A 21277-nucleotide genomic window follows, 5' to 3' on the forward strand; every position below is an offset into this window, starting at 1 on the left:
TTTATTTTCAGATTATTGAGTGCGGTATAACCGCGGTGTCAGCAGGACACGGCGGAATGCCCCTATCAATGAAATACATTTAAAGAAAAGGAGTTAAGAAAAATGGCAACAGTTGATTTAACTAAGTATGGCATTACAGGCACAACAGAGATCGTACACAATCCTTCATATGAATTGTTATTCGAGGAAGAGACAAAGGCTGACCTTCAGGGATACGAGAAGGGACAGGTTAGTGAGCTCGGCGCAGTTAACGTTATGACTGGTATTTATACAGGCCGTTCACCTAAAGATAAGTATATCGTAGTAGATGAGAACTCAAAGGACACTGTATGGTGGACATCAGATGAGTACAAGAACGATAACCATCCAATGACAGAGGAGACATGGGCATCAGTTAAGGATCTTGCAAAGAAGGAGCTCTCAAACAAGAGACTTTTCGTAGTTGATGCATTCTGCGGAGCAAATGCTGATACTCGTATGGCTATCCGTTTCATCGTTGAGGTTGCTTGGCAGGCTCATTTCGTAACAAACATGTTCATCAAGCCAACTGAGGAAGAGCTTAAGAACTTCGAGCCAGATTTCGTAGTGTACAATGCTTCAAAGGCTAAGGTTGAGAACTACAAGGAGTTAGGACTTAACTCAGAGACATGTGTAGCATTCAACATCACAAGCCATGAGCAGGTTATAGTTAACACATGGTACGGCGGAGAGATGAAGAAGGGTATGTTCTCAATGATGAACTACTACCTTCCACTTAAGGGAATGGCTTCAATGCACTGCTCAGCTAACACAGATATGAACGGTGAGAACACAGCTATCTTCTTCGGCCTTTCAGGAACAGGTAAGACAACACTTTCAACAGATCCAAAGCGTCTCCTCATCGGTGATGATGAGCACGGCTGGGATGACAACGGCGTATTCAACTTCGAGGGTGGATGCTATGCTAAGGTTATCGACCTTGACAAGGATTCAGAGCCAGACATCTACAACGCTATCAAGAGAAACGCTCTTCTTGAGAACGTTACACTTGATGCAAACGGCAAGATCGATTTCACTGATAAGAGCGTAACAGAGAATACTCGTGTATCTTACCCAATAGATCATATCAAGAACATTGTAAGACCTATATCATCAGCACCAGCTGCAAAGAACGTAATCTTCCTTTCAGCAGATGCGTTTGGAGTACTTCCTCCAGTATCAATCCTTACACCAGAGCAGACACAGTACTACTTCCTGTCAGGATTCACAGCAAAGCTTGCTGGTACAGAGAGAGGTATCACAGAGCCAACACCTACATTCTCAGCTTGCTTCGGTCAGGCATTCCTCGAGCTGCATCCTACAAAGTATGCAGAGGAGCTTGTTAAGAAGATGGAGAAGAGCGGTGCTAAGGCATACCTTGTTAACACAGGATGGAATGGAACAGGCAAGAGAATTTCAATCAAGGATACAAGAGGAATCATCGATGCAATCCTCAGTGGTGCTATCAATGAGGCTCCTACAAAGAAGATCCCTATGTTCGACTTCGAGGTTCCAACAGAGCTTCCTGGCGTAGATCCAGCAATCCTTGACCCACGTGACACATACGCTGATGCTTCAGAGTGGGAGACAAAGGCTAAGGATCTTGCAGCAAGATTCCAGAAGAACTTTGCTAAGTACGAGGGTAATGCAGCAGGTAAGGCATTAGTTGCAGCAGGCCCACAGCTCTAAGATATAGCTTAGGATCATATAGAAGAAAGGAACTGTCATAGTCCAGAGCCTTTCGCATAGAGAAGACCGGATACATTCGTTCAGAGTGTGTCTGGTCTTTTTTTTGTCTGCGCCATCCATAAGTAATATTATGCTTTAACCGGCAACCAGAAATTACCTCTTGCAATACCGAACAAATGTTCGTATAATATTATGCATGAACGAGATAATTACAGGACTTACAACGAAAGAAAAACTGAATATACTGGCGGATGCGGCGAAGTATGATGTGGCGTGTACATCCAGTGGAGTGGACAGAAAGGGACAGAAGGGAGCCCTGGGCAACAGTGTATCATGTGGTATATGTCACAGCTTTGCAGCGGATGGAAGATGTATATCGCTGCTTAAGGTCCTTATGACGAACCACTGTGTATATGACTGCAAGTACTGCCTGAACCGCAGGAGCAACGATGTGCCAAGGACTACGTTTGAGCCGGCGGAGCTGTGTGAGCTGGTCATAGAATTTTATAAGAGGAATTATATAGAAGGACTGTTCCTGAGCTCTGGTGTGCTCAGAGATCCGACATACACCATGCAGAGGATGTGTGAGACTCTGTATCTTCTCAGGACGAAGTACAGGTTCAATGGATATATCCATGTGAAGACCATTCCGGGGGCATCGGATGAGCTTATAAGCATGGTGGGATATTTAGCGGACAGGATAAGTGTTAATATGGAGCTGCCGACTGAGGAGAGTCTGAAGAAGCTTGCCCCGAACAAGAGCTTTGACACCATACTTGATCCCATGGGCAAGCTGACCAGCACTATAGAATCTCACAGACTGGCGGTGGGCAAGACTGCGCGTATGGAGAGGAGCGGTATCAACAGATACCTTACTGGAAGCATATTCAACGAGAAGAATCTGCAGAAGGATCTGACTGCATACAAAGCAGAGCTGGCAGGGCAGGAAAGACATGGTGCTCTGCAGATGTCAGCAGCAGAGGCACTCACAGATGGAATGACCTCTGATAAAAGAGACATCGGTGCTGCCTCTTCGCCCCTCCCTGTCATGTTTGGAGATACAGACAGGAGACAGGCATTTGCCCCGGCGGGACAGAGCACACAGATGATAGTTGGAGCCAGCGGAGAGTCAGATTACACGCTCATACACACAGCCCAGAGACTGTATCAGCGATACGATCTGAAGCGTGTGTTCTACTCCGCGTATATACCGATCAACGAGGACTCGGCACTCCCTGCGTTGGATACGGCGGTTCCATTGCTCCGTGAGCACAGATTGTATCAGGCGGACTGGCTGCTCAGATATTATGGATTCCACGCTGAGGAGATATTGTCTGAGAACGAGCCGAACCTCGATCAGAGAATGGATCCGAAGTGCAACTGGGCAGTGAGGCATCTTGACCAGTTCCCGGTGGAGGTGCAGACGGCACCGTATGATCTGCTTCTCAGGATTCCCGGCATAGGGCCGAAGTCGGCGGGCAGGATAGTGAGAGCCCGCAGATACGGAAGTCTGGATTTCGATAATCTGAAGAAGATGGGGGTGGTGCTTAAGAGAGCACATTATTTTATAACGTGTGGCGGACGTATGATGTACAGGATCCCTATAGAGAGGGATTACATTGTCAGGGAGATGACGGATCTGAGCCGGGGAGAGAACTGGCAGGCATCACACGGCAATGAACAGTATAGACAGATGACTTTATTTGATATAGGAATGAAGGCGTGAAGGTGGAAGTTATGGACAATATGAAGGTTTTCACATGCAGAGACAGATATGACGATATGGCTACATGCATATATGAGGCGTGGAGTATGGCACTGCAGGTCGGACACGACCATGTGATGCTTATGAAGGAGCCTGTGGAACAACTGGATATGTTCGCTGACTATATACATGTCGAGCCGGATGCGGACAAGGTGCAGAAGTTTACCCGGTCTGTGAAGAAGGTATCCTGGCTGGTGTACCGCAACGTATTCAATGCACTATTGTCGCATCAGGAGGATGCACTGGACACTGTGTACAGATATCTGATACTGGCATTTGCCGAGGGCCGAAAGGTGGAACATATGCTCATAAGTCCGGAGGTGATGCGTATCATGGAGCTTGGGCGGAGTGTAAGCAACGAGGCACATCTATTCAGGGAGATAGCCAGATTCACTGTTGTCCAGGGGCGGGTGTATGTATGTCATATAGAACCAAAGGACGATGTTGCGCTTCTTGTCGCCAGTCATTTTGCGGACAGGATGCCGTCAGAATACTGGCTGATAGTGGATGATGGCAGACGTTACGCCGTGGTGCATCCGGTGGATTCGGATATGTATGTGAGGCGGCTTACAGATCAGGAGATGGAGACGCTGGGCAGTGCAGAATATATGGAGGATGATTACACAGATATGTGGAGAACATTCTTCAGCGCGGTGAGCGTGGAGCAGAGAGAGAACTACAGATGCCAGAGAAGCATGTTCCCTTTGTGGTCGAGAAAGCATGCTACAGAATTTTTGGGATGATCATAGAAAAAATGCTTGAATTGGCTGGAAAAATATGATAGTATCTGAACTTGTGATGTATTAATCATATTTTCCTTGCTCACAGATGACTGTGGGCCAGAGACCATAAGGAGGTGCAATGTAATGAACAAATATGAATTAACTTTAGTTGTTAGTGCAAAGATTGATGAGGAAGCCAGAACAGCTGTAGTTGATAAGGTTAAGTCTTATATTGAGAAGGCTAACGCAACAATTACAGAAGTTAACGAGTGTGGACTCAAGAAGCTTGCTTACGAGATTCAGAAGATGGGCGAAGCATACTACTACTTCATTCAGTTTGATGCAGAGGCTGGAGTTCCAGCTCAGCTTGAGGCTAACATTCGTATTATGGAATCAGTTCTTAGATATCTTTGCGTTAGATTAGACGCCGAGTAATAGGAGGTATTCTATAATGAACAAGGTAATATTGATGGGTCGTCTCACAAGAGACCCGGAAGTTAGATATTCACAGTCAAACACAGGTGATGGCCAGATGGCTATTGCAAGATACACATTGGCTGTAGACAGAAGATTCAATAGAAATGGCGACCAGAGTGCAGACTTCATCGGCTGCGTTGCATTTGGCAGGAGTGCTGAGTTTGCAGAGAAGTACCTGAAGCAGGGAACGAAGATTGCTATAACAGGTAGAATCCAGACTGGAAGCTATACGAATAAGGATGGTAACAAGGTGTACACAACTGATGTTGTTGTTGAGGAGCAGGAGTTTGCTGAGAGCAAGGCTGCAAGCGGACAGGCATCAGGCGGTGGATATCAGCCAGCAGGAAGACCGGCACCTGGCAATGCAGGAGCTGAGGGCTTCATGAGTATACCGGAAGGTATTGAGGACGATTTACCATTCAAGTAAAATAGGAGGTAAATACAATGGCTTACAATAAGACTGATAGAGCTGACGCTCCAATGAAGAGAAGAAATATCCGTAGAAGAAAGAAAGTCTGCGAGTATTGTGCTAATAAAGAGGCTGTGATCGATTACAAGGATTCAAACGCACTCAGAAAGTATATCTCAGAGAGAGGTAAGATCCTTCCAAGAAGAATCACAGGAACATGTGCTAAGCATCAGAGAGCAATCACAATTGCTGTTAAGAGAGCTAGACAGATTGCAATATTACCATACGTTCAGGATTAATTCTTATCATTGATAAGTATATAAAGGACCCGTTGTTCAGCTATGTGCTGGATGACGGGTTTTTGTGTAAATTCATAGAATATTATTTCCTGTAGGCGTATTTTATGAGGACAGAAAGGTGGGGGATAAATGGCAGAGAATGTTGTGAGAGTAAGCGGACTCACGAAGACATTTGGAAAGAATACTGTTTTGTCCAATGTCAATATATCTCTTGAAAGGGGGAAGATATATGGCTTTATAGGACAGAACGGGGCAGGAAAGACTACCCTGATCAATCATATCAATGGTCTGTTGTTTCCTGACGAGGGAGAGATAGAATTATTTGGCGCCAGTGACAGCAAGGGGCTGGTGAATGCCAGAAAGAGGATAGGAACGGTGTGCGAACATGCCGGACTGCACGACAATTATAATGCTGTAGACAACATAAAGCTTAATATGAAGCTGAGGGGGATAAAGAACGACAAGCTCATCGAGCAGACCATAGCAAATGTTGGATTGCAGGGCGTTGGCAAGAAGAAGTTTAGGAATTATTCGATGGGAATGAAGCAGAGGCTGGCGATTGGCTGTGCCATGCTGTCAGGTCCGGATCTCCTGCTATTGGATGAGCCGATAAACGGACTTGATCCGGTTGGAATAGTTGAGATAAGAAATCTTCTCAAGCAGATAAATCAGAGATTTGGTGTGACGATACTTATATCCAGCCATATACTCACAGAGCTTCACGAGCTGGCAACGGACTACATAATGATAGACAGAGGACAGATCATAGACTGCCTCTCTGCAGCGCAGCTTGACGCGAAGTGCCACAGGAGACTGAGATTGCGCACCAATGATGTGAAGAAGGTTCTTGATATACTTGCTATGAGATACAATATAGTGAATGTGTATGTGAATGGCGATGAGATAATCGTGGACCAGCCGGTAAACTCAGACGAGCTGGCATGGGTTCTCTACAATGAGAGGGTGTTTGTCAGTGAGTACCATCTCGAGGAGGAGAGCCTTGAGAACTACTTTATTCACAGGATAGGGGGTGCTCATTATGCGTGAACTGTTGTCGGCTGAATTTTATAAGCTGTATAAGAGCCTGGGCTTCAGGGTGTGCCTGATAGTTTTCTTTGTCCAGGATATAATATATCTGATCTCGGTGGGATTGGTTGGAGATATTCTCGGAATAGAACTCACGGGAGATTTTCAGTTCCAGTATCTGCTGGGCTCGTTTTCTGGAAGCTCGGTGTCCGGCATGCTGTTTGGATTTATTGCGGCGTCGCTCATCACCAGCGATTACAAGTCCAGGGATATCCAGTGTGCGATAGCCCAGGGACACAGCAGGGCACATATAATGTTTTCGAAGATCATAGTATATATAGTGGCGATATGGATACTCTCTCTTGAGGATATACTTGTATATACCATAGGAGGATGCATTTGTGGAGGCTTTGGAAAGGCATTTACCCTGAATGTGGCGGGATATATGCTGAGATCGATAGCGTGCGAGGGCTTTGTGCTTACGATGTTATATATGACATGCGTATTCCTTGCATTTGCGCTGACGTCCAAGGCAGCATCCGTATCCGTGAATCTGCTGCTGTTTTTCCTGGTGGATCTCGGCGTGCAGATCATGCCTGTGCTGTTCCAGTCGGATGTTCTGGAGAAAATACTGGGCTATATGCCGTTCAGCTCTGTGAGGGAGATGAGTCAGGTCGATATAGACTGGAGTCACGCGGGAATATCCCTGGCAGTGGCCGCTGCGTATGGCGCGGTGATGATAGTGGCAACGTGGTTGACATTCAGGAAGAGAGATCTTCGATAGAGAATTATGACAGAATATACATTTGCTCAACCGTTCATCTGTGTTGACAAAAGTTCTGTCAAAGTTTATTATAACTCTAGCTATGAGAAAAACTCATAGGGATTTACATGCAGAGGATCAAACAATGTGTAGAAAAGGAGTATAACGATGGGAAAATACACAAAGGAAGACATACTGAAAAAGGTCAAAGAAGATGATGTTGAGTTTATAAGACTTCAGTTCACAGATATTTTTGGTGACCTTAAGAACGTAGCGATAACCTCAAGCCAGATAGAGAAGGCACTTGACAACAAGATCATGTTCGACGGTTCTTCTATAGAGGGCTTTGCGAGAATTGAGGAGTCAGATATGTATCTGTATCCTGATTATGATACATATGAGACATTCCCTTGGAGACCACAGCAGGGAAAGGTTGCAAGACTTATATGTGATGTATATAAGCCTGATGGAACACCATTTGAGGGCGATCCAAGATATGTACTTAAGAGAGCTCTGGCTGAGGCAAAAGAGATGGGTTACACTATGAATGTAGGTCCTGAGTGTGAGTTCTTCCTCTTCCAGACAGATGAGAACGGAATGCCTACAACTAACACATACGAGAGAGCAAGCTATTTTGATCTCGGACCACTGGATTTCGGTGAGAATGCGAGAAGAGATATGGTTCTTACTCTTGAGCAGATGGGATTTGAGATCGAGGCATCACACCATGAGGTAGCTCCTGCACAGCATGAGATAGATTTCAAGTACGGTGAGGCTTTGAGAACCGCCGACAACATCGAGACATTCAAACTGGTTGTAAAGACTATTGCCAAGAGACATGGTCTCTGCGCAACATTCATGCCAAAGCCAAAGTATGGCGTATGCGGTTCAGGTATGCATATGAACATGTCGCTCCAGAAGGATGGCAAGAACATATTTGCAGATGAGAACGATAAGCTCGGACTTAGCCAGGAGGCTTACTGGTTCATCGCCGGAATCATGGAGCATATGAAGGAGATGACAGCCATCACCAACCCACTTGTAAATTCATACAAGAGACTTGTTCCAGGCTATGAGGCTCCTATTTACATCGCATGGTCAGCAAAGAACAGAAGTCCACTTATCAGAATTCCAAGTGCACGTGGTGCAGGAACAAGAGTTGAGCTCAGATGTCCGGATCCAACAGCTAACCCATACCTTGCCATGGCAGTATGCCTTAAAGCAGGACTTGACGGAATCAAGCGTCAGCTTCCAGTTCCACCAAGTGTAGATACAAATATATTCAACCTCACTGCAGAGGAGAAGAAGGCACGTCATATCCACAGCCTTCCTGCAAACCTCAGAGAGGCAACTCTTGCCATGAGCGAGAGCGACTTCATGAAGGAGGCAGTTGGTTCACACATCTTCGAGAGATATACAAGTGCCAAGATGGATGAGTGGAATGAGTACACAAGACAGGTTACAGACTGGGAGATCTCAAACTATCTGTACAAAGTCTGATCTTATACACGAACAATATAAAATGATGAGTAGTATAGGTAAGCGGAGCGAAAGGTCTGCTTACCTATATATTTGATAATAGCTATACATACACGATTGAGAGGGCTTTGATTTGGTAAATGTTATAATAGTTTTTCCGAAAATAGAGGAAGCAAAGAGTATAAAAAACCTGCTCATTCGCAATGGTATAAGTGTTACAAAGGTGTGTACAACCGGAGCCCAGGCGGCGCAGGCTGCGGATGCGTGTGACGATGGAGTCATAATATGTGGATATAAATTCCTGGATATGATGTATTCAGATCTTGAGAATTATATTCCGAAATATTTTGACATGATCGTGCTCAGCAGTAAGAAGAATTATGAGGAAGTCCGGGACAGCGGCGTGGTATGTCTGTCTATGCCGATAAAGTCCATGGACTTTGTGAATACCGTAAGTCTCACAATAGAGAATCTTCTGTGGGAGAGAAAAAAGAGAAAGTCCAGGCCGAAGGAGAGAACCAAGGAAGAGAAGAAGGTCATCAAGGCGGCAAAACTCAAGCTTATGCACGACTTTGAGTATGATGAACAGGGCGCTCACAGATATCTGCAAAAGAAGAGCATGGATAACGGTATAAATATAGTCGAGATGGCATATATGATACTGGATAATTCAGATTGTTTTTAAAACAGATCAAGAGGGAGGCTTTCTATTGCGATTCACGAAGATGGAAGGACTTGGAAATGACTACGTGTACGTGAACTGCTTCAGAGAAAAGGTATATGATCCGGAGATCTTAGCCAGGCTTGTCAGTGACAGGCACAGGGGCATTGGGGGCGACGGACTGATACTTATAGGACCTTCGGCCAGGGCTGATTTTAATATGGATATATACAATGCGGATGGCAGCAGGGCAGAGATGTGTGGAAATGGCATAAGATGCCTTGGCAAGTATGTATACGACCATGGAATGACGGAGAAGACGGAATTTACTGTGGAGACACAGGCGGGTATAAAACGGCTCAGATGTATTCTGCAGGATGGAAGAGTGGTTGCGGTATGTGTGGATATGGGCAGACCGGATATAGGTGCGGCTGTCGAGATGGCTGTTCTGCCTGATGAAACCGTGGATTTTGTCCGGGTATCCATGGGCAATCCCCATGCGGTTGTGTGGGTGGATGATATATATGTCTGCCAGATGGAGACTCTGGGGCCTGAGATGGAAGTGCATCCCATGTTCCCGAACAGGACAAATGTAGAATTTGTCCAGATCGTTGACGAAGATCATATGAGGATGCGAGTGTGGGAGCGCGGCTCCGGCGAGACATTTGCGTGCGGTACAGGCGCGTGTGCGGCTGTGGCGGCGGGGATAGCTGCCGGCAGGACGAGAGATTCGGTAAAGGTCTCATTGCTCGGAGGAACTTTGGATATTGATTACGACAGGCAGAATGAAACTATGTACATGACAGGACCGGCAAGGGAAGTATTTGAAGGCTGGACTGATATATATTAGGAGGAAAGATATGTTTAAGGCAAATGAAAATTATTTAAAGCTTCCGGGAAGTTATCTCTTCTCAACAGTTGGAAGAAAGCAGAGAGAGTACAGCGCAGCACACCCTGACAAGAAGGTTATAAGACTCAGTATCGGTGATGTGACTCAGCCACTTGCACCGGCTATCATAGAGCGCCTTCACAAGGCTGTAGACGAGATGGCAGTTGCGGAGACATTCAAGGGATATGCTCCTGATCTCGGCTATGAGTTCCTCAGAAACACCATAGCAAAGAACGACTATGCTGACAGAGGCGTGGACATATCTGCTGATGAGATATTTGTCAGCGACGGGGCAAAGAGTGACTCAGCAAATATCCAGGAGATATTTACAGCAGACAGCAAGATCGCAGTATGTGATCCTGTATACCCTGTATATGTTGATTCAAATGTAATGGCAGGAAGAACAGGAACATACGACAAGAACACAGAGTTGTGGAGCGATGTAATTTACATGCCATGTCTTGCGGACAATAACTTTGCGCCAGAGCTTCCAAAGGAGACACCTGACATCATATATCTGTGTTTCCCAAACAACCCTACAGGAGCAACAATCAAGAAGGATCAGCTTCAGGAGTGGGTAGATTACGCAAATAAGGTCGGAGCAGTCATCATCTACGATGCTGCATACGAGGCATATATCAGCGAGGAGGATGTTCCTCATACAATATATGAGTGCGAGGGCGCAAAGACATGTGCTATCGAGCTCAAGAGCTTTTCTAAGAACGCAGGATTCACAGGAACACGTCTTGGCTATGCTGTAGTTCCAAAGGATCTGAAGGACGCAGATGGCGTGTCAATGCACAGCCTGTGGGCAAGAAGACATGGAACAAAGTTCAATGGTGCTCCATACATTGTTCAGGCAGCAGGAGACGCAGTGTACTCAGACGAGGGCAAGGCTCAGACAAAGGCTCAGATCGCATACTACATGAACAACGCAAAGGTTATCTCACAGGGACTCAAGGATGCAGGCTACACTGTATCAGGCGGTGTAAATGCGCCATACATCTGGCTTAAGACACCGAACAACATGTCATCATGGGATTTCTTCGATTATCTGCTTGAGAATGCAAATGTAGTCGGAACCCCAGGTTCAGGCTTCGGACCAAGCGGTGAGGGATATTTCAGACTTACTGCATTCGGAACTTATGAGAATACAGTTGAGGCTATAGAGAGAATCAAGAATATGTAATACAGCTATAAGCTGTGGTGTATACATGCATGGATCAGCGTGTGTGATCCGATATATATACGTTACAGTACATAGTGTCTTTGGCATGCCTGCAGGCACTCCGGTAAGGGGAGTCTGCGGGCATGTTTTTTGTTATTTGTCGGTCTTTACTCATATATTCAGATTTGATATAATGACTTATAAGGGTGATTAAAAGCCAATAACGGAGGTATTGAGATGAAGGATAACGGACTTTTGGTACAGTATTTTACAGCGAATACGACCGACAGCCAGGATTTATGGAAAAAGGCAGCAGAGGACGCTGCGGTTCTGAAGAAGATGGGGGCTACGGCTGTATGGTTTCCGCCTGCTACAAAGGGAGCACAGGGCAAAGAAGATATGGGGTATGCTCCGTACGATCTGTATGATCTGGGAGAGTTTGACCAGAAGGGTTCAGTTGGAACCAGATATGGAACTAAGGATGAGTATATAGCTGCTATAAAGGCTATGAAGGATCAGGGGATAAATGTCTATGCGGACATTGCGGTCAGACAGAAGCTCGGCGCTGACAGGATAGAGAAGGTTACAGCAGCCGATTTCAACACCAAAGATATTCCACAGATGATCGGCAATAAGAAGACTGTGGGAGCACTTTCAAAGTTTACATTCCCTGGAAGAAAGTCAAAGTATTCCAAGTTCAAGTGGAACTGGAAGCATTTTGCGGGAATAGACTGGAAGCAGGAAGAATTCAAGAAGCGTGTGTGCGCTCTTGAGGGCAAGGATTATGACGAGGCGGACAAGGAATATTCCAAGTATGATTATATAATTGGAAGCGAGATTGATTTCTACAATCAGGAAGTGTATGACGAGCTCATGGCGTGGGCTCAGTGGTACGAGAAGACCACTGATGTGGACGGATTCAGATTCCAGGAGGCGGAGGCTATCCCTGCATGGTTTGTGAAGGATTTTATTGAAGCGACATCTGATGTCCCTGTAGCCGCTAAAAAGAAGGGCGCAGATGAGGCTCCGGAATATGTACATAAGGACATATTTGCTGTCGGTGATTTCTGGCACTGGAATACAGAATATCTGAATGGCTATATCAAGGCCACAGACAATGAGGCATCCATGTTCGATGTGCCATTGCACTTCAATTTCCACGATGCATCTGTGGCAGATGGAGAGTATAACATGGCAGATCTGCTTAAGGGTTCACTTATGATGAGCAATCCGGAGAAGGCTGTTACATTTGTAGATAACCACGAATCCCAGGTCGGAGGAGTTCTGGAATCGTACGTTGAGGATTGGTTCAAGCCTCTGGCGTATGCGGTCATACTGCTCAGAGAGCAGGGCTATCCGTGCCTGTATATCGGCGACTATGCGGGAATACCACAGGTTAAGGTAAAGTCGAAGAAGACGATACTGAATAAGCTGCTCAAGCTCAGAAAGAAATATGCATATGGAACTCAGCACGACTACTTTGATCACAGCGAGGTTGTTGGATGGACCAGAGAGGGCGACGAGGAGCACAAGGATTCAGGACTTGCGGTTGTCATGTCCGATGGAATGGGCGGCACCAAGAGAATGTATGTGGGCAGACAGTTTGCGGGAGCACATTTTGCAGATGTCATGGGTAATGCCAAGTATGACATCAAGATAGATGACGAGGGCTGTGGCGAGTTCTATGTCAACAGAAGAGGCCTTTCAGTCTGGATCAAAAAAGATTGCAAATTATAAGAAAGTGGTATATAGTATATATTACTTTATCACGCTAAAGTCGTGAAAGTCAAAAAGGAGCTTAGACATGGGAAAAACAGTACATACAGAGGCAGTACAGGATCTGTTTGAGGCAATACTTACATTGGAGACAGAAGAGGAGTGCTTTAATTTCTTTGAGGATGTATGCACGGTGAATGAACTGTTATCTATAGCACAGCGTTTTGCAGTGGCCAAGATGCTGAAGGAAGACAACACATATCTGGAGGTTGCGGAGAAGACCGGAGCATCCACAGCCACGATAAGCAGGGTCAACAGATCCCTGAATTATGGCAAGGACGGATATGAGCTTGTATTTTCAAGAATGAAGAGCTTCCAGCAGAATGACAAGCAGAGCAACGAGAAAACCGACAAGTAGTCAGACAAAACCCCTGAACGATTACATTTTATCGTTCAGGGGTTTTATTTGTGTTACAGGCTGGAGTCCTGTGAAATCTGGTCGCAATACTTGTTGGTTGTGCGTAAGCTGACTATTTTTTCTTGCCCTCGGCTGCGGCGTTTGCCTGTGGCTGCTTAGCCTTTGCGGCTTTGGCTGCTGCCTGCTCTCTGGCTTTCTGTGCCTGGGCTTTAGCCTTCGCCTTGGCATCTTCCTCAGATTCCTGTCTGAGCTTGTCTACCAGATGCTCCACATATTTCTTCTTGGCATATATATCAACTGAGAGAAGTGAGATCATGCTGAGATCGTGGAGATAGGAGTCCTTCTCAGGATCGTACATGGCATCAGCCTTGTTGGCTGTTCTCACGATATCCTTGATGATGTCACCGTAATGCTGGGATAGATGCTCATACAAGTGGGCGTATATATCAGAAATATCCTTTCCGTCCTTGTTGGAATCAAAATAACCATCTATAAGAGGCTCAAGCAGAGTCTGTATATCGTTGATGCTGAGCATGTTCTTCAGGTAGTATATATAAATGAGCAGTATAAGGTGCTGCTTAGAATATCTCTTCTTGTTAGGCGATGGCAGAAGATTGTTCTTTGTGTAGTTGTTGATCATGGTCTTGGTCATCACCTTGTCCTCGTCATTGCGCCTGTTCTTTCCAAGCTGATCCTCCATGAAGGTGGTCAACTGATCCATGTACAGGTCAATGGAAGGAATATCCTTAGGGTTTATATAATCAAGGCCACCGGCCATTGATATTATGTCTTTAATATTTGTCTTTTTATCCATATAGACACCTCTTATATTAGTTGGAGCACGCACAGGAACTGCTGTGCGAAAAAGCTGTTCATAAATACCGTTCACAAATTGACATATTCCAACAGTTGTACGTGCTGTGTATGCAGTATGCATTGTTTACGCAGCATGTGCTGTTTTGTGCAGTATGTGTTGTTTATGCAGTGTGTAATACCGCATATAAACAGTTTATTTTGAATCAACACGACATATTATATAGTATTCAAAACTACATTACAAGGTTGTTTTACTATAAAACGTATTAATTTGTTAAAAAATCAAGAGGAAAGAGAATGCTCAGGACGCTAGCTGGCTGCAAGTTTGACGATTGTATCTTTTTGAGCCGAAAAAAGAGAAAAGCACACAAGCTTTTGCAAGCCTGTGTGCTTTTCGTAAATTCCTTCGAGAAATATAACAAAATTGTATCTTTTTCAACGAAAATGTCTGTTTGCGCATAACCCCGCCACCCGGCGCTGACTTACTCGCCATCGGCGTCGCCTGGCTCCTGCGGAGCCAGCGTGATAAGCACTCTGGCGACTCGCTTTTTGTCCATCTCAAGTACCTTGTAGATGCATGAGATGTCGGTGACGGACTCGCCCTTGGCTGGAATGTGATCCAGCAGCTCGGTTATGTAACCGCCGAGGGAGTCGTAGTCCTCTGATTCTATCTTTAGATTCAGTGCATCATTCAGATCATCCAGCTTGATGGAGCCATCGACGTTGTAGTGGGTGTCGTCGACCTTGATGATGTTGTTGTGTTCCTCCGTGTCGTACTCATCCTTGATGTCTCCGATGATTTCCTCAATGAGATCCTCAATGGTAATAAGTCCTATGCAGATTCCGTACTCATCGAGCACTATGGCCATGGTATTGGAATCCGACTTCATGGAGTGCAGAAGATCATTGGTCTTCTGATATTCATATACATACAGTGGCTTTCTCATGATGTTACGAACGCTGAAATTATTGATATCATGGGTTGCCTTGTAGAAGAAGAGATCCTTAACATGAAGGATACCGATCACGTTATCTCTGGAGTCCTCATATACAGGAATTCTCGTATACGGTACTTCCATGTAGAGCTTCAGCAGATCATCATAAGCCATATCAACAGAGGCGATGGTCATATCTGCTCTTGGGATCATGACATCCCTTGCAATGGAATCTCCGAAGTCCACCACATTGGTTATCATTTCCTTCTCTTTGTCCTCGATGACGCCTTCCTCCTCACTGACGTTCACCATGCTTATGAGTTCATCCTCGGTCATCTTCTGGTTCCCGCCGTCCTTGTCGAGCCTTATGATCCAGAATATAAAATCAGCGATCTTATTCACTATGAATATCACAGGTGTGAGCACTATCATAAGGAACTGGATTATGTCAATGTATAACAGCGATATCTTCAGGTTATAACGCTGAGCCAGGGTCTTTGGTGTGATTTCTCCGAAGAGGAGAACGATCAGTGTCAGGGCTCCGGTTGCAATACCGACAGCAGAGCTTCCAAATGCCTTTGTTACGAATGTGGTCGTGAGAGAAGATGCTGATATGTTGACAATGTTATTTCCTATAAGAATAGTGCTTATCAGCTTGCCTGAATTCTCTGTGACCTTGAGAACCCGTGAGGCCCGCTTGTTGCCGTTGTCTGCAAGAGACCTGAGCGAGAATTTACTCACCGTTGTGAGTGCTGTTTCAGCTGAAGAAAAGAATGCGGACAGTGCGATCAGCACCACCAGAATGATAATGTTTATTATGGAACCTGCGTCCAAGATTTCATCTCCAATCATTTAAAAAATTTTTAATTCTGATTGTACTTAATATATAGCATATTGTCAAGAATCCGTACCTTGATGTGGCAAAGAATCAGCGAAGAATGAAATGTGGAATAAAAAGCAGAAAAAGACACACAATAATAAGGCAGCAGAAAAATGCATAGCAAAAAGGAGAGAACATCATGAGAAGTTCAACAGAAACCTACAAAGAAGTTGCAGAGAGATGCAGTGCGTATGAGAAGAAGTGTTCTTGTAAGGGCCTTTCAAACGATGTGACGGGTAAGAGTTGTCTTAACTGCGATCATTTTACAGACACAGAGTACTGTGAGCTTGATCTGTATGATCCTATAGTCAAGAATCTCTAGCTGGCAGCCAGAAAATTCTGGTAAAGGATATCAGAATGGAAGAGTGGAGCGGGGCAGGAAAAGCGCCGCTCTGTACATAAAGTAAAGTTGACACATCTGACATGTATTGATATACTTAATCACTGAAAATGGAGACGTCTGCGTGTGCAGACAGAGTAAATAGTGAAAGGTATATACGTCGATGATTAGTGCGAATAACGTAACATTGAGATTTGGTAAGAAGGCTTTATTTGAGGATGTAAATATCAAATTTACAGAGGGTAACTGTTATGGACTGATCGGTGCAAATGGTGCCGGCAAGTCAACTTTCCTGAAGATCCTGTCAGGAGAGATAGAGCCGTCAAAGGGTGATGTGACAATGAATGATGGAGAGAGACTTTCAGTTCTCCAGCAGGATCACTACAAATACGATGAGTACCAGGTGCTTGACACAGTAATCATGGGTAACAAGCGTCTGTATGAGATAATGAAGGAAAAAGATGCTATATATATGAAGGAGGACTTCTCAGACGAGGATGGAGTCAAGGCTGCAGAGCTTGAGGCTGAATTTGCTGAGATGAACGGCTGGGAGGCAGAGTCAGATGCTTCCACACTCCTGAACGGACTTGGAGTAGGCACAGAGTATCACTACAGCCTGATGAAGGAACTGGATGGTGGACTCAAGGTCAAGGTGCTTCTTGCCCAGGCCCTTTTTGGCAATCCGGATGTACTTCTTCTGGATGAGCCTACAAACCACCTTGATATGGATGCCATCGCATGGCTTGAGGAATTTCTCATCAACTTTGAGAACACGGTTATCGTTGTATCGCATGACAGATATTTCCTGAACAAGGTATGTACCCATATAGCAGATATAGATTACAGCAAGATCCAGCTTTACGCAGGTAACTATGACTTCTGGTACGAGTCAAGTCAGCTTATGATCAAGCAGATGAAGGAAGCCAACAAGAAGAAGGAAGAGAAGATCAAAGAGCTCCAGGAGTTCATTCAGAGATTCTCGGCAAATGCTTCCAAGTCCAAGCAGGCTACATCCCGTAAGCGTGCCCTTGAGAAGATCGAGCTGGATGACATCAAGCCATCAAGCAGAAAATATCCATACATTGATTTCAGACCAAAGAGAGACATCGGTAACGAGGTGCTTACCGTATCACATATCTCCAAGACGGTTGACGGAGAAAAGCTTCTGGATGATATCTCGTTCACGGTTGGTCATGACGACAAGATAGCATTTGTCGGACCGAACACCAAGTCAACCACCATGCTCTTCAAGATACTTGCAGGCGAGGAGGAACCGGACGAGGGAAGCTATAAGTGGGGAGTTACTACCTCACAGGGATATTTCCCTAAGGACAACACCAAGGAGTTCGACAACGACCTCGTGATAGTTGACTGGCTGACACAGTATTCAGACGAGAAGGATGCCACATATGTAAGAGGCTTCCTCGGAAGAATGCTCTTTGCAGGTGAGGATGGAGTTAAGAAGGTCAAGGTCCTATCTGGAGGAGAGAAGGTAAGATGTCTTCTGTCCAAGCTGATGATCATGGGTTCAAACACCCTGATTCTCGATGAGCCTACAAACCACCTCGATATGGAGTCCATCACGGCACTCAATAACGGACTTATCAAGTTCCCTGGTGTAGTACTGTTCTCCTCACAGGATCACCAGTTTGTACAGACAACTGCAAACAGAATCATAGAGATTACAAATACAGGTCTCATAGACAAGCAGACAACATACGATGAGTATCTTGCAAATGACGAGCTTGCCAGAAAGAGACAGGTCATGAACATGGATTCAGAGGACTGATATATTGATATATGATCACCTGAATACAGATCATGACAGAAAAAATGGCTGTGACACAACAATATGTCACAGCCATTTTTTCTTATTCTATACCAAGATCAAAAATGTAATTCAACAGCTTGATAATGTGGTCAACATTCTCCTCGCTGTTGCCCGGGAATGAGAGATACACATCGTTGTATCCCAGGTTCATGCGGTTGGCAAAATCCGTTCCGCTGATGTTTATTGCGTATGCGGAAGTGTGATTTGCGGAATCCTGCGCCGTTACTACACGATCCTTGAGCTCTCCCTCGAAGAGAGTTTTGAGAGTGCCATCATATGTATCAAGCGGATGTATCAGATTTATCCAACTGCAGCACTCAACTCCGGCCTTGTCGGATATCAGCACATCATATACATTGTCCTCGCACAGCAGCGGGAAGGAAGAGTATTCCGTTCCATTTGCATCGTAGTCAGCGTCAAATGTAGTCGGATCGTAATGCAGGTTCTGCATATATTTGATCTTGTCCGAGTCCTTATAATTATAGTAGCTCTTATAGTCGTCTATAACGGATGTGTCCACGCTCCATGGATCAGGACTGTTGACCACCGCATATGCAAATACCGTCGGCCGGGTATTGGAATATACCGCCAGTGAGATCCAGGCCAGTGACACTACGATCATCAGTATTCCTATGATCTTCCATTTGTTGCAGTCTATAAAATAATGAAAACGCTGTGAGCGTGTCATGTCCGCTGTCTCAGCCTTTTTTTGTGCCCGTCTGTATCTGCGGCGCTCTGATCTCGTCATGGCGTGAAGCTCAAGACTGTTTTCGGTCGCAAGGTCCGCTTTGGGCGCTGCAGATCTAGGATCTGAGAAACCGTCGGCCACCTCACGCTTGACACCCCTTGGCTGGATCAAAATGTCATCCGGGGCATCCTTCTGTGTGCTTTCCAGCACCTCTTCCTGTGTATTATCTTTTTTGCTCATTCAAAACTCCTCTGCACGAAAAGAGCCGGAGGGCGTCCGGTCTTCCGCGTCAAATATATTTAATAATAGTATACTAACATATAGAAGAGGAGAACAGAACCCCTCCAATAGTGAAAAAAGTCTAAAATTTAAAATTGCACAATAAAACAGATCGGTTTTGCATGCACTATACATAATGACTAAAAGAAAACCTTGTAAATAAGCTGTTTTCTATATATAAAGTACAGTTGCCATATTAGCCGGAAAGGCGCATGGAATGTACGAAAAATAGGCTATTTGACAAAAATGATAAAATACACGCCTTATAGATAAAGTTTAATTAGTTATTTTTTTAGCTTAAAAAAAGGCGAATGTGCAAAAAAGATAAAAAAACTCAAAAAAGGGGTTGCCAAATTAGATAATATGCCCTATAATAAGCCTATGTTGACAAGGACGTTGTCAATAAAATCACAACAGAGGTCATGAAAAAGCATGACACGGCATTCCGGATATGCTCGATAAGGTGATTTTAGAGCATAGCATTGGAATAGCACACATATTTAAAAGGAGGGTTTTTTTGTGAGAAAAATCAAAAAGGCGTTAGCACTTTCATTAGCTATGGCAATGGGATTATCACTCGTTGCATGTGGCGGAAATGATGATGCTACAACAGAGGCAACAACAGAGGCTAAGACAGAGGCAACAGAGGCAGCATCAGATGATGCTACAGAGGCAACAGAGGCAGATGCTTCAGCAACAGGAGCAATTGCAGCACCTAGCACAGATGGCTGGGATGACAGCAAGAAGATCTACGCTTACTCATGGGATGAGGATTTCTCAAAGAAGATGAACGTCGTTCTTGACAAGTTCCCAGAGTACAAGGACTATGTTGAGTTCGTAACACTTGGTGTTGGTGGAACAACAGATGAGTACAAGACAGCTATTGATACAGCTCTTACAAGTGGAGATAAGTATCCTTCACTTATCCCTGCTGATAACGATGTAGCTAAGTACTGGTCAGAGGATGACACAAAGACAGCTAACCTTACAGATCTTGGTTTCACAGATGATGTTATGGCTAACTCATATGACTTCGCTAAGCAGTATGGCACATACAACGGCGAGCTTAAGGCTGTTACATGGCAGGCTACAGCAGGTTCTGTATTCTACAGAAGAGACATTGCTAAGGAAGTTCTTGGATCAGATGATCCTGAGACAGTTCAGGCAGCTCTTGCTGATTGGGACAAGTTCTTCGAGACAGCAGACAAGTTAAAGGATGCTGGATACAAGATCGTATCTGGTCCTTCAGATGTTAAGTACGCTATCTGGGATACTCAGTCACAGCCTTGGGTAACAGATGACGGTTCATCAGAGAAGCTTACACTTGACGGTGCAGTTACAGAGTACCTTGAGACAGGTAAGAAGATCTATGATGGTGGATATTCAAACAACACAGCCCTTTGGGATTCATCATGGGCTGCTGATATGGCAAATGATTCAAAGGTATTCTGCTACTTCGGATGTCCTTGGTTCATCGGTTCAATGCAGGGTAACGGCGCTGTAGATGGTAACTGGGGAGCTGTTACAGGCCCTACATCATACCACTGGGGCGGTACATACGTAATGGTTGGTAAGGATACACCAAACCCAGAGCTTTGTGCATTCCTTCTTTACGAGTTAACATGTGATCCAGATGTTGGTGTTGATATCACAAACAAGACAGGTGACTGTGTAAACAACAAGGCAGCTAACGAGAGACTTATCAATGGTGAGCTTTCAAGCGACAATGCAGCTCAGAAATTCCTTGGCGGACAGAACCCAATCGAGGTATGGGCAGCATCAGCAGAGGGAATCAACCTCAGCAACACAACATACCAGGATGCTTCAATCAAGGCATTCATCGACGAGGCAGCTACAGCTTACAACTCAAATACATACACATCAGTTGATGATGCTGTTAAGTACATCGAGGACAAGTGTGCTTCAGAGCTTGGTATCTCAAAGTAATCTATCCCTAAAATAAAGGATAAAACTATAAAGTAACAAAATGCACGCATCAGTAATGAAAG

20 protein-coding genes are annotated in these 21277 nt (G+C 44.9%); 17 read left to right on the top strand and 3 right to left on the bottom strand.

Annotated elements, in window-relative coordinates; all coding sequences use genetic code 11:
* Positions 1-102: 102 nt before the first annotated feature.
* The 14 genes from pckA to AB5150_RS08120 all read left to right on the top strand — a co-directional run bounded on the left by pckA (position 103) and on the right by AB5150_RS08120 (position 13499).
* The gene (pckA, locus tag AB5150_RS08055) at positions 103-1707 is read left to right on the top strand and encodes a phosphoenolpyruvate carboxykinase (ATP) (RefSeq protein ID WP_004849399.1); all 1605 of its coding nucleotides are present in this window, start codon (positions 103-105) and stop codon (positions 1705-1707) included.
* A 196-nt stretch (positions 1708-1903) separates the two neighbouring features.
* Positions 1904-3433: a putative DNA modification/repair radical SAM protein gene (locus AB5150_RS08060; RefSeq protein ID WP_368291630.1), complete on the top strand. Its 1530-nt coding sequence runs from the start codon at positions 1904-1906 to the stop codon at positions 3431-3433.
* Between the two features lie 11 nt (positions 3434-3444).
* On the top strand, positions 3445-4215 hold the full coding sequence (locus tag AB5150_RS08065; RefSeq protein ID WP_330375961.1) for a TIGR03915 family putative DNA repair protein: 771 nt from the start codon (positions 3445-3447) through the stop codon (positions 4213-4215).
* 123 nt (positions 4216-4338) lie between these two features.
* The gene (rpsF, locus tag AB5150_RS08070) at positions 4339-4629 is read left to right on the top strand and encodes a 30S ribosomal protein S6 (protein WP_015533308.1); all 291 of its coding nucleotides are present in this window, start codon (positions 4339-4341) and stop codon (positions 4627-4629) included.
* A gap of 16 nt (positions 4630-4645) precedes the next feature.
* A complete protein-coding gene (locus tag AB5150_RS08075; protein WP_022216615.1) occupies positions 4646-5098 on the top strand; it encodes a single-stranded DNA-binding protein in 453 nt (150 codons plus the stop codon).
* 17 nt (positions 5099-5115) lie between these two features.
* A complete protein-coding gene (rpsR, locus tag AB5150_RS08080) occupies positions 5116-5379 on the top strand; it encodes a 30S ribosomal protein S18 (protein WP_015533306.1) in 264 nt (87 codons plus the stop codon).
* Between the two features lie 129 nt (positions 5380-5508).
* Positions 5509-6426 (top strand): ABC transporter ATP-binding protein, encoded by a 918-nt coding sequence (locus tag AB5150_RS08085; protein WP_022216614.1) that lies wholly within the window; start codon positions 5509-5511, stop codon positions 6424-6426.
* Positions 6419-7189 (top strand): ABC transporter permease, encoded by a 771-nt coding sequence (locus AB5150_RS08090; protein ID WP_015533304.1) that lies wholly within the window; start codon positions 6419-6421, stop codon positions 7187-7189. Before AB5150_RS08085 ends, AB5150_RS08090 begins: the two co-directional genes overlap by 8 nt.
* A gap of 147 nt (positions 7190-7336) precedes the next feature.
* Positions 7337-8668, top strand: coding sequence for a type I glutamate--ammonia ligase (glnA, locus tag AB5150_RS08095; protein WP_118649319.1), 1332 nt, complete (start codon positions 7337-7339; stop codon positions 8666-8668).
* A 112-nt stretch (positions 8669-8780) separates the two neighbouring features.
* Positions 8781-9332 (top strand): ANTAR domain-containing response regulator, encoded by a 552-nt coding sequence (locus AB5150_RS08100; RefSeq protein ID WP_022216613.1) that lies wholly within the window; start codon positions 8781-8783, stop codon positions 9330-9332.
* Between the two features lie 25 nt (positions 9333-9357).
* The gene (gene dapF, locus AB5150_RS08105; protein ID WP_055143828.1) at positions 9358-10158 is read left to right on the top strand and encodes a diaminopimelate epimerase; all 801 of its coding nucleotides are present in this window, start codon (positions 9358-9360) and stop codon (positions 10156-10158) included.
* Positions 10159-10168: 10 nt separating this feature from the next.
* Entirely contained in the window at positions 10169-11386 is a 1218-nt protein-coding gene (locus AB5150_RS08110; RefSeq protein WP_022216612.1) for an LL-diaminopimelate aminotransferase, read from the top strand.
* 216 nt (positions 11387-11602) lie between these two features.
* Complete coding sequence (locus AB5150_RS08115) at positions 11603-13102, top strand: alpha-amylase (RefSeq protein ID WP_015533301.1); 1500 nt, start codon at positions 11603-11605, stop codon at positions 13100-13102.
* 67 nt (positions 13103-13169) lie between these two features.
* Complete coding sequence (locus AB5150_RS08120) at positions 13170-13499, top strand: YerC/YecD family TrpR-related protein (protein ID WP_015533300.1); 330 nt, start codon at positions 13170-13172, stop codon at positions 13497-13499.
* 112 nt (positions 13500-13611) lie between these two features.
* Here the strand turns inward: AB5150_RS08120 and AB5150_RS08125 are convergent, their stop codons facing one another.
* Both AB5150_RS08125 and AB5150_RS08130 read right to left on the bottom strand, forming a co-directional pair.
* Positions 13612-14313: a DUF1836 domain-containing protein gene (locus AB5150_RS08125; RefSeq protein ID WP_055143830.1), complete on the bottom strand. Its 702-nt coding sequence runs from the start codon at positions 14311-14313 to the stop codon at positions 13612-13614.
* Positions 14314-14797: 484 nt separating this feature from the next.
* Positions 14798-16084: an HlyC/CorC family transporter gene (locus AB5150_RS08130; RefSeq protein WP_055143832.1), complete on the bottom strand. Its 1287-nt coding sequence runs from the start codon at positions 16082-16084 to the stop codon at positions 14798-14800.
* 185 nt (positions 16085-16269) lie between these two features.
* Between AB5150_RS08130 and AB5150_RS08135 the strand changes: the two genes are divergently transcribed.
* Together AB5150_RS08135 and AB5150_RS08140 are read left to right on the top strand one after the other, a co-directional pair.
* The gene (locus AB5150_RS08135) at positions 16270-16452 is read left to right on the top strand and encodes a hypothetical protein (RefSeq protein ID WP_015533298.1); all 183 of its coding nucleotides are present in this window, start codon (positions 16270-16272) and stop codon (positions 16450-16452) included.
* Between the two features lie 181 nt (positions 16453-16633).
* Entirely contained in the window at positions 16634-18259 is a 1626-nt protein-coding gene (locus AB5150_RS08140) for an ABC-F family ATP-binding cassette domain-containing protein (protein WP_368291635.1), read from the top strand.
* An 82-nt stretch (positions 18260-18341) separates the two neighbouring features.
* Here the strand turns inward: AB5150_RS08140 and AB5150_RS08145 are convergent, their stop codons facing one another.
* The gene (locus tag AB5150_RS08145; protein WP_022216609.1) at positions 18342-19229 is read right to left on the bottom strand and encodes a hypothetical protein; all 888 of its coding nucleotides are present in this window, start codon (positions 19227-19229) and stop codon (positions 18342-18344) included.
* A gap of 558 nt (positions 19230-19787) precedes the next feature.
* On the opposite strand from AB5150_RS08145, the gene AB5150_RS08150 reads away from it, so the two are divergent.
* Complete coding sequence (locus AB5150_RS08150; RefSeq protein WP_368291637.1) at positions 19788-21215, top strand: ABC transporter substrate-binding protein; 1428 nt, start codon at positions 19788-19790, stop codon at positions 21213-21215.
* The last annotated feature ends 62 nt before the right edge of the window (positions 21216-21277 follow it).

Source organism: Coprococcus sp. RTP21281st1_F1_RTP21281_210402 (genome assembly GCF_040915325.1).
Taxonomy (GTDB): domain Bacteria; phylum Bacillota; class Clostridia; order Lachnospirales; family Lachnospiraceae; genus Coprococcus; species Coprococcus aceti.

Bases quoted from the DNA above. Each gene is read 5' to 3' on its own strand.
- pckA (WP_004849399.1), top strand. From the start codon at position 103: ATGGCAACAGTTGATTTAACTAAGTATGGCATTACAGGCACAACAGAG.
- AB5150_RS08060 (WP_368291630.1), top strand. From the start codon at position 1,904: ATGAACGAGATAATTACAGGACTTACAACGAAAGAAAAACTGAATATA.
- AB5150_RS08065 (WP_330375961.1), top strand. From the start codon at position 3,445: ATGGACAATATGAAGGTTTTCACATGCAGAGACAGATATGACGATATG.
- rpsF (WP_015533308.1), top strand. From the start codon at position 4,339: ATGAACAAATATGAATTAACTTTAGTTGTTAGTGCAAAGATTGATGAG.
- AB5150_RS08075 (WP_022216615.1), top strand. From the start codon at position 4,646: ATGAACAAGGTAATATTGATGGGTCGTCTCACAAGAGACCCGGAAGTT.
- rpsR (WP_015533306.1), top strand. From the start codon at position 5,116: ATGGCTTACAATAAGACTGATAGAGCTGACGCTCCAATGAAGAGAAGA.
- AB5150_RS08085 (WP_022216614.1), top strand. From the start codon at position 5,509: ATGGCAGAGAATGTTGTGAGAGTAAGCGGACTCACGAAGACATTTGGA.
- AB5150_RS08090 (WP_015533304.1), top strand. From the start codon at position 6,419: ATGCGTGAACTGTTGTCGGCTGAATTTTATAAGCTGTATAAGAGCCTG.
- glnA (WP_118649319.1), top strand. From the start codon at position 7,337: ATGGGAAAATACACAAAGGAAGACATACTGAAAAAGGTCAAAGAAGAT.
- AB5150_RS08110 (WP_022216612.1), top strand. From the start codon at position 10,169: ATGTTTAAGGCAAATGAAAATTATTTAAAGCTTCCGGGAAGTTATCTC.
- AB5150_RS08115 (WP_015533301.1), top strand. From the start codon at position 11,603: ATGAAGGATAACGGACTTTTGGTACAGTATTTTACAGCGAATACGACC.
- AB5150_RS08120 (WP_015533300.1), top strand. From the start codon at position 13,170: ATGGGAAAAACAGTACATACAGAGGCAGTACAGGATCTGTTTGAGGCA.
- AB5150_RS08125 (WP_055143830.1), bottom strand. From the start codon at position 14,313: ATGGATAAAAAGACAAATATTAAAGACATAATATCAATGGCCGGTGGC.
- AB5150_RS08135 (WP_015533298.1), top strand. From the start codon at position 16,270: ATGAGAAGTTCAACAGAAACCTACAAAGAAGTTGCAGAGAGATGCAGT.
- AB5150_RS08140 (WP_368291635.1), top strand. From the start codon at position 16,634: ATGATTAGTGCGAATAACGTAACATTGAGATTTGGTAAGAAGGCTTTA.
- AB5150_RS08145 (WP_022216609.1), bottom strand. From the start codon at position 19,229: ATGAGCAAAAAAGATAATACACAGGAAGAGGTGCTGGAAAGCACACAG.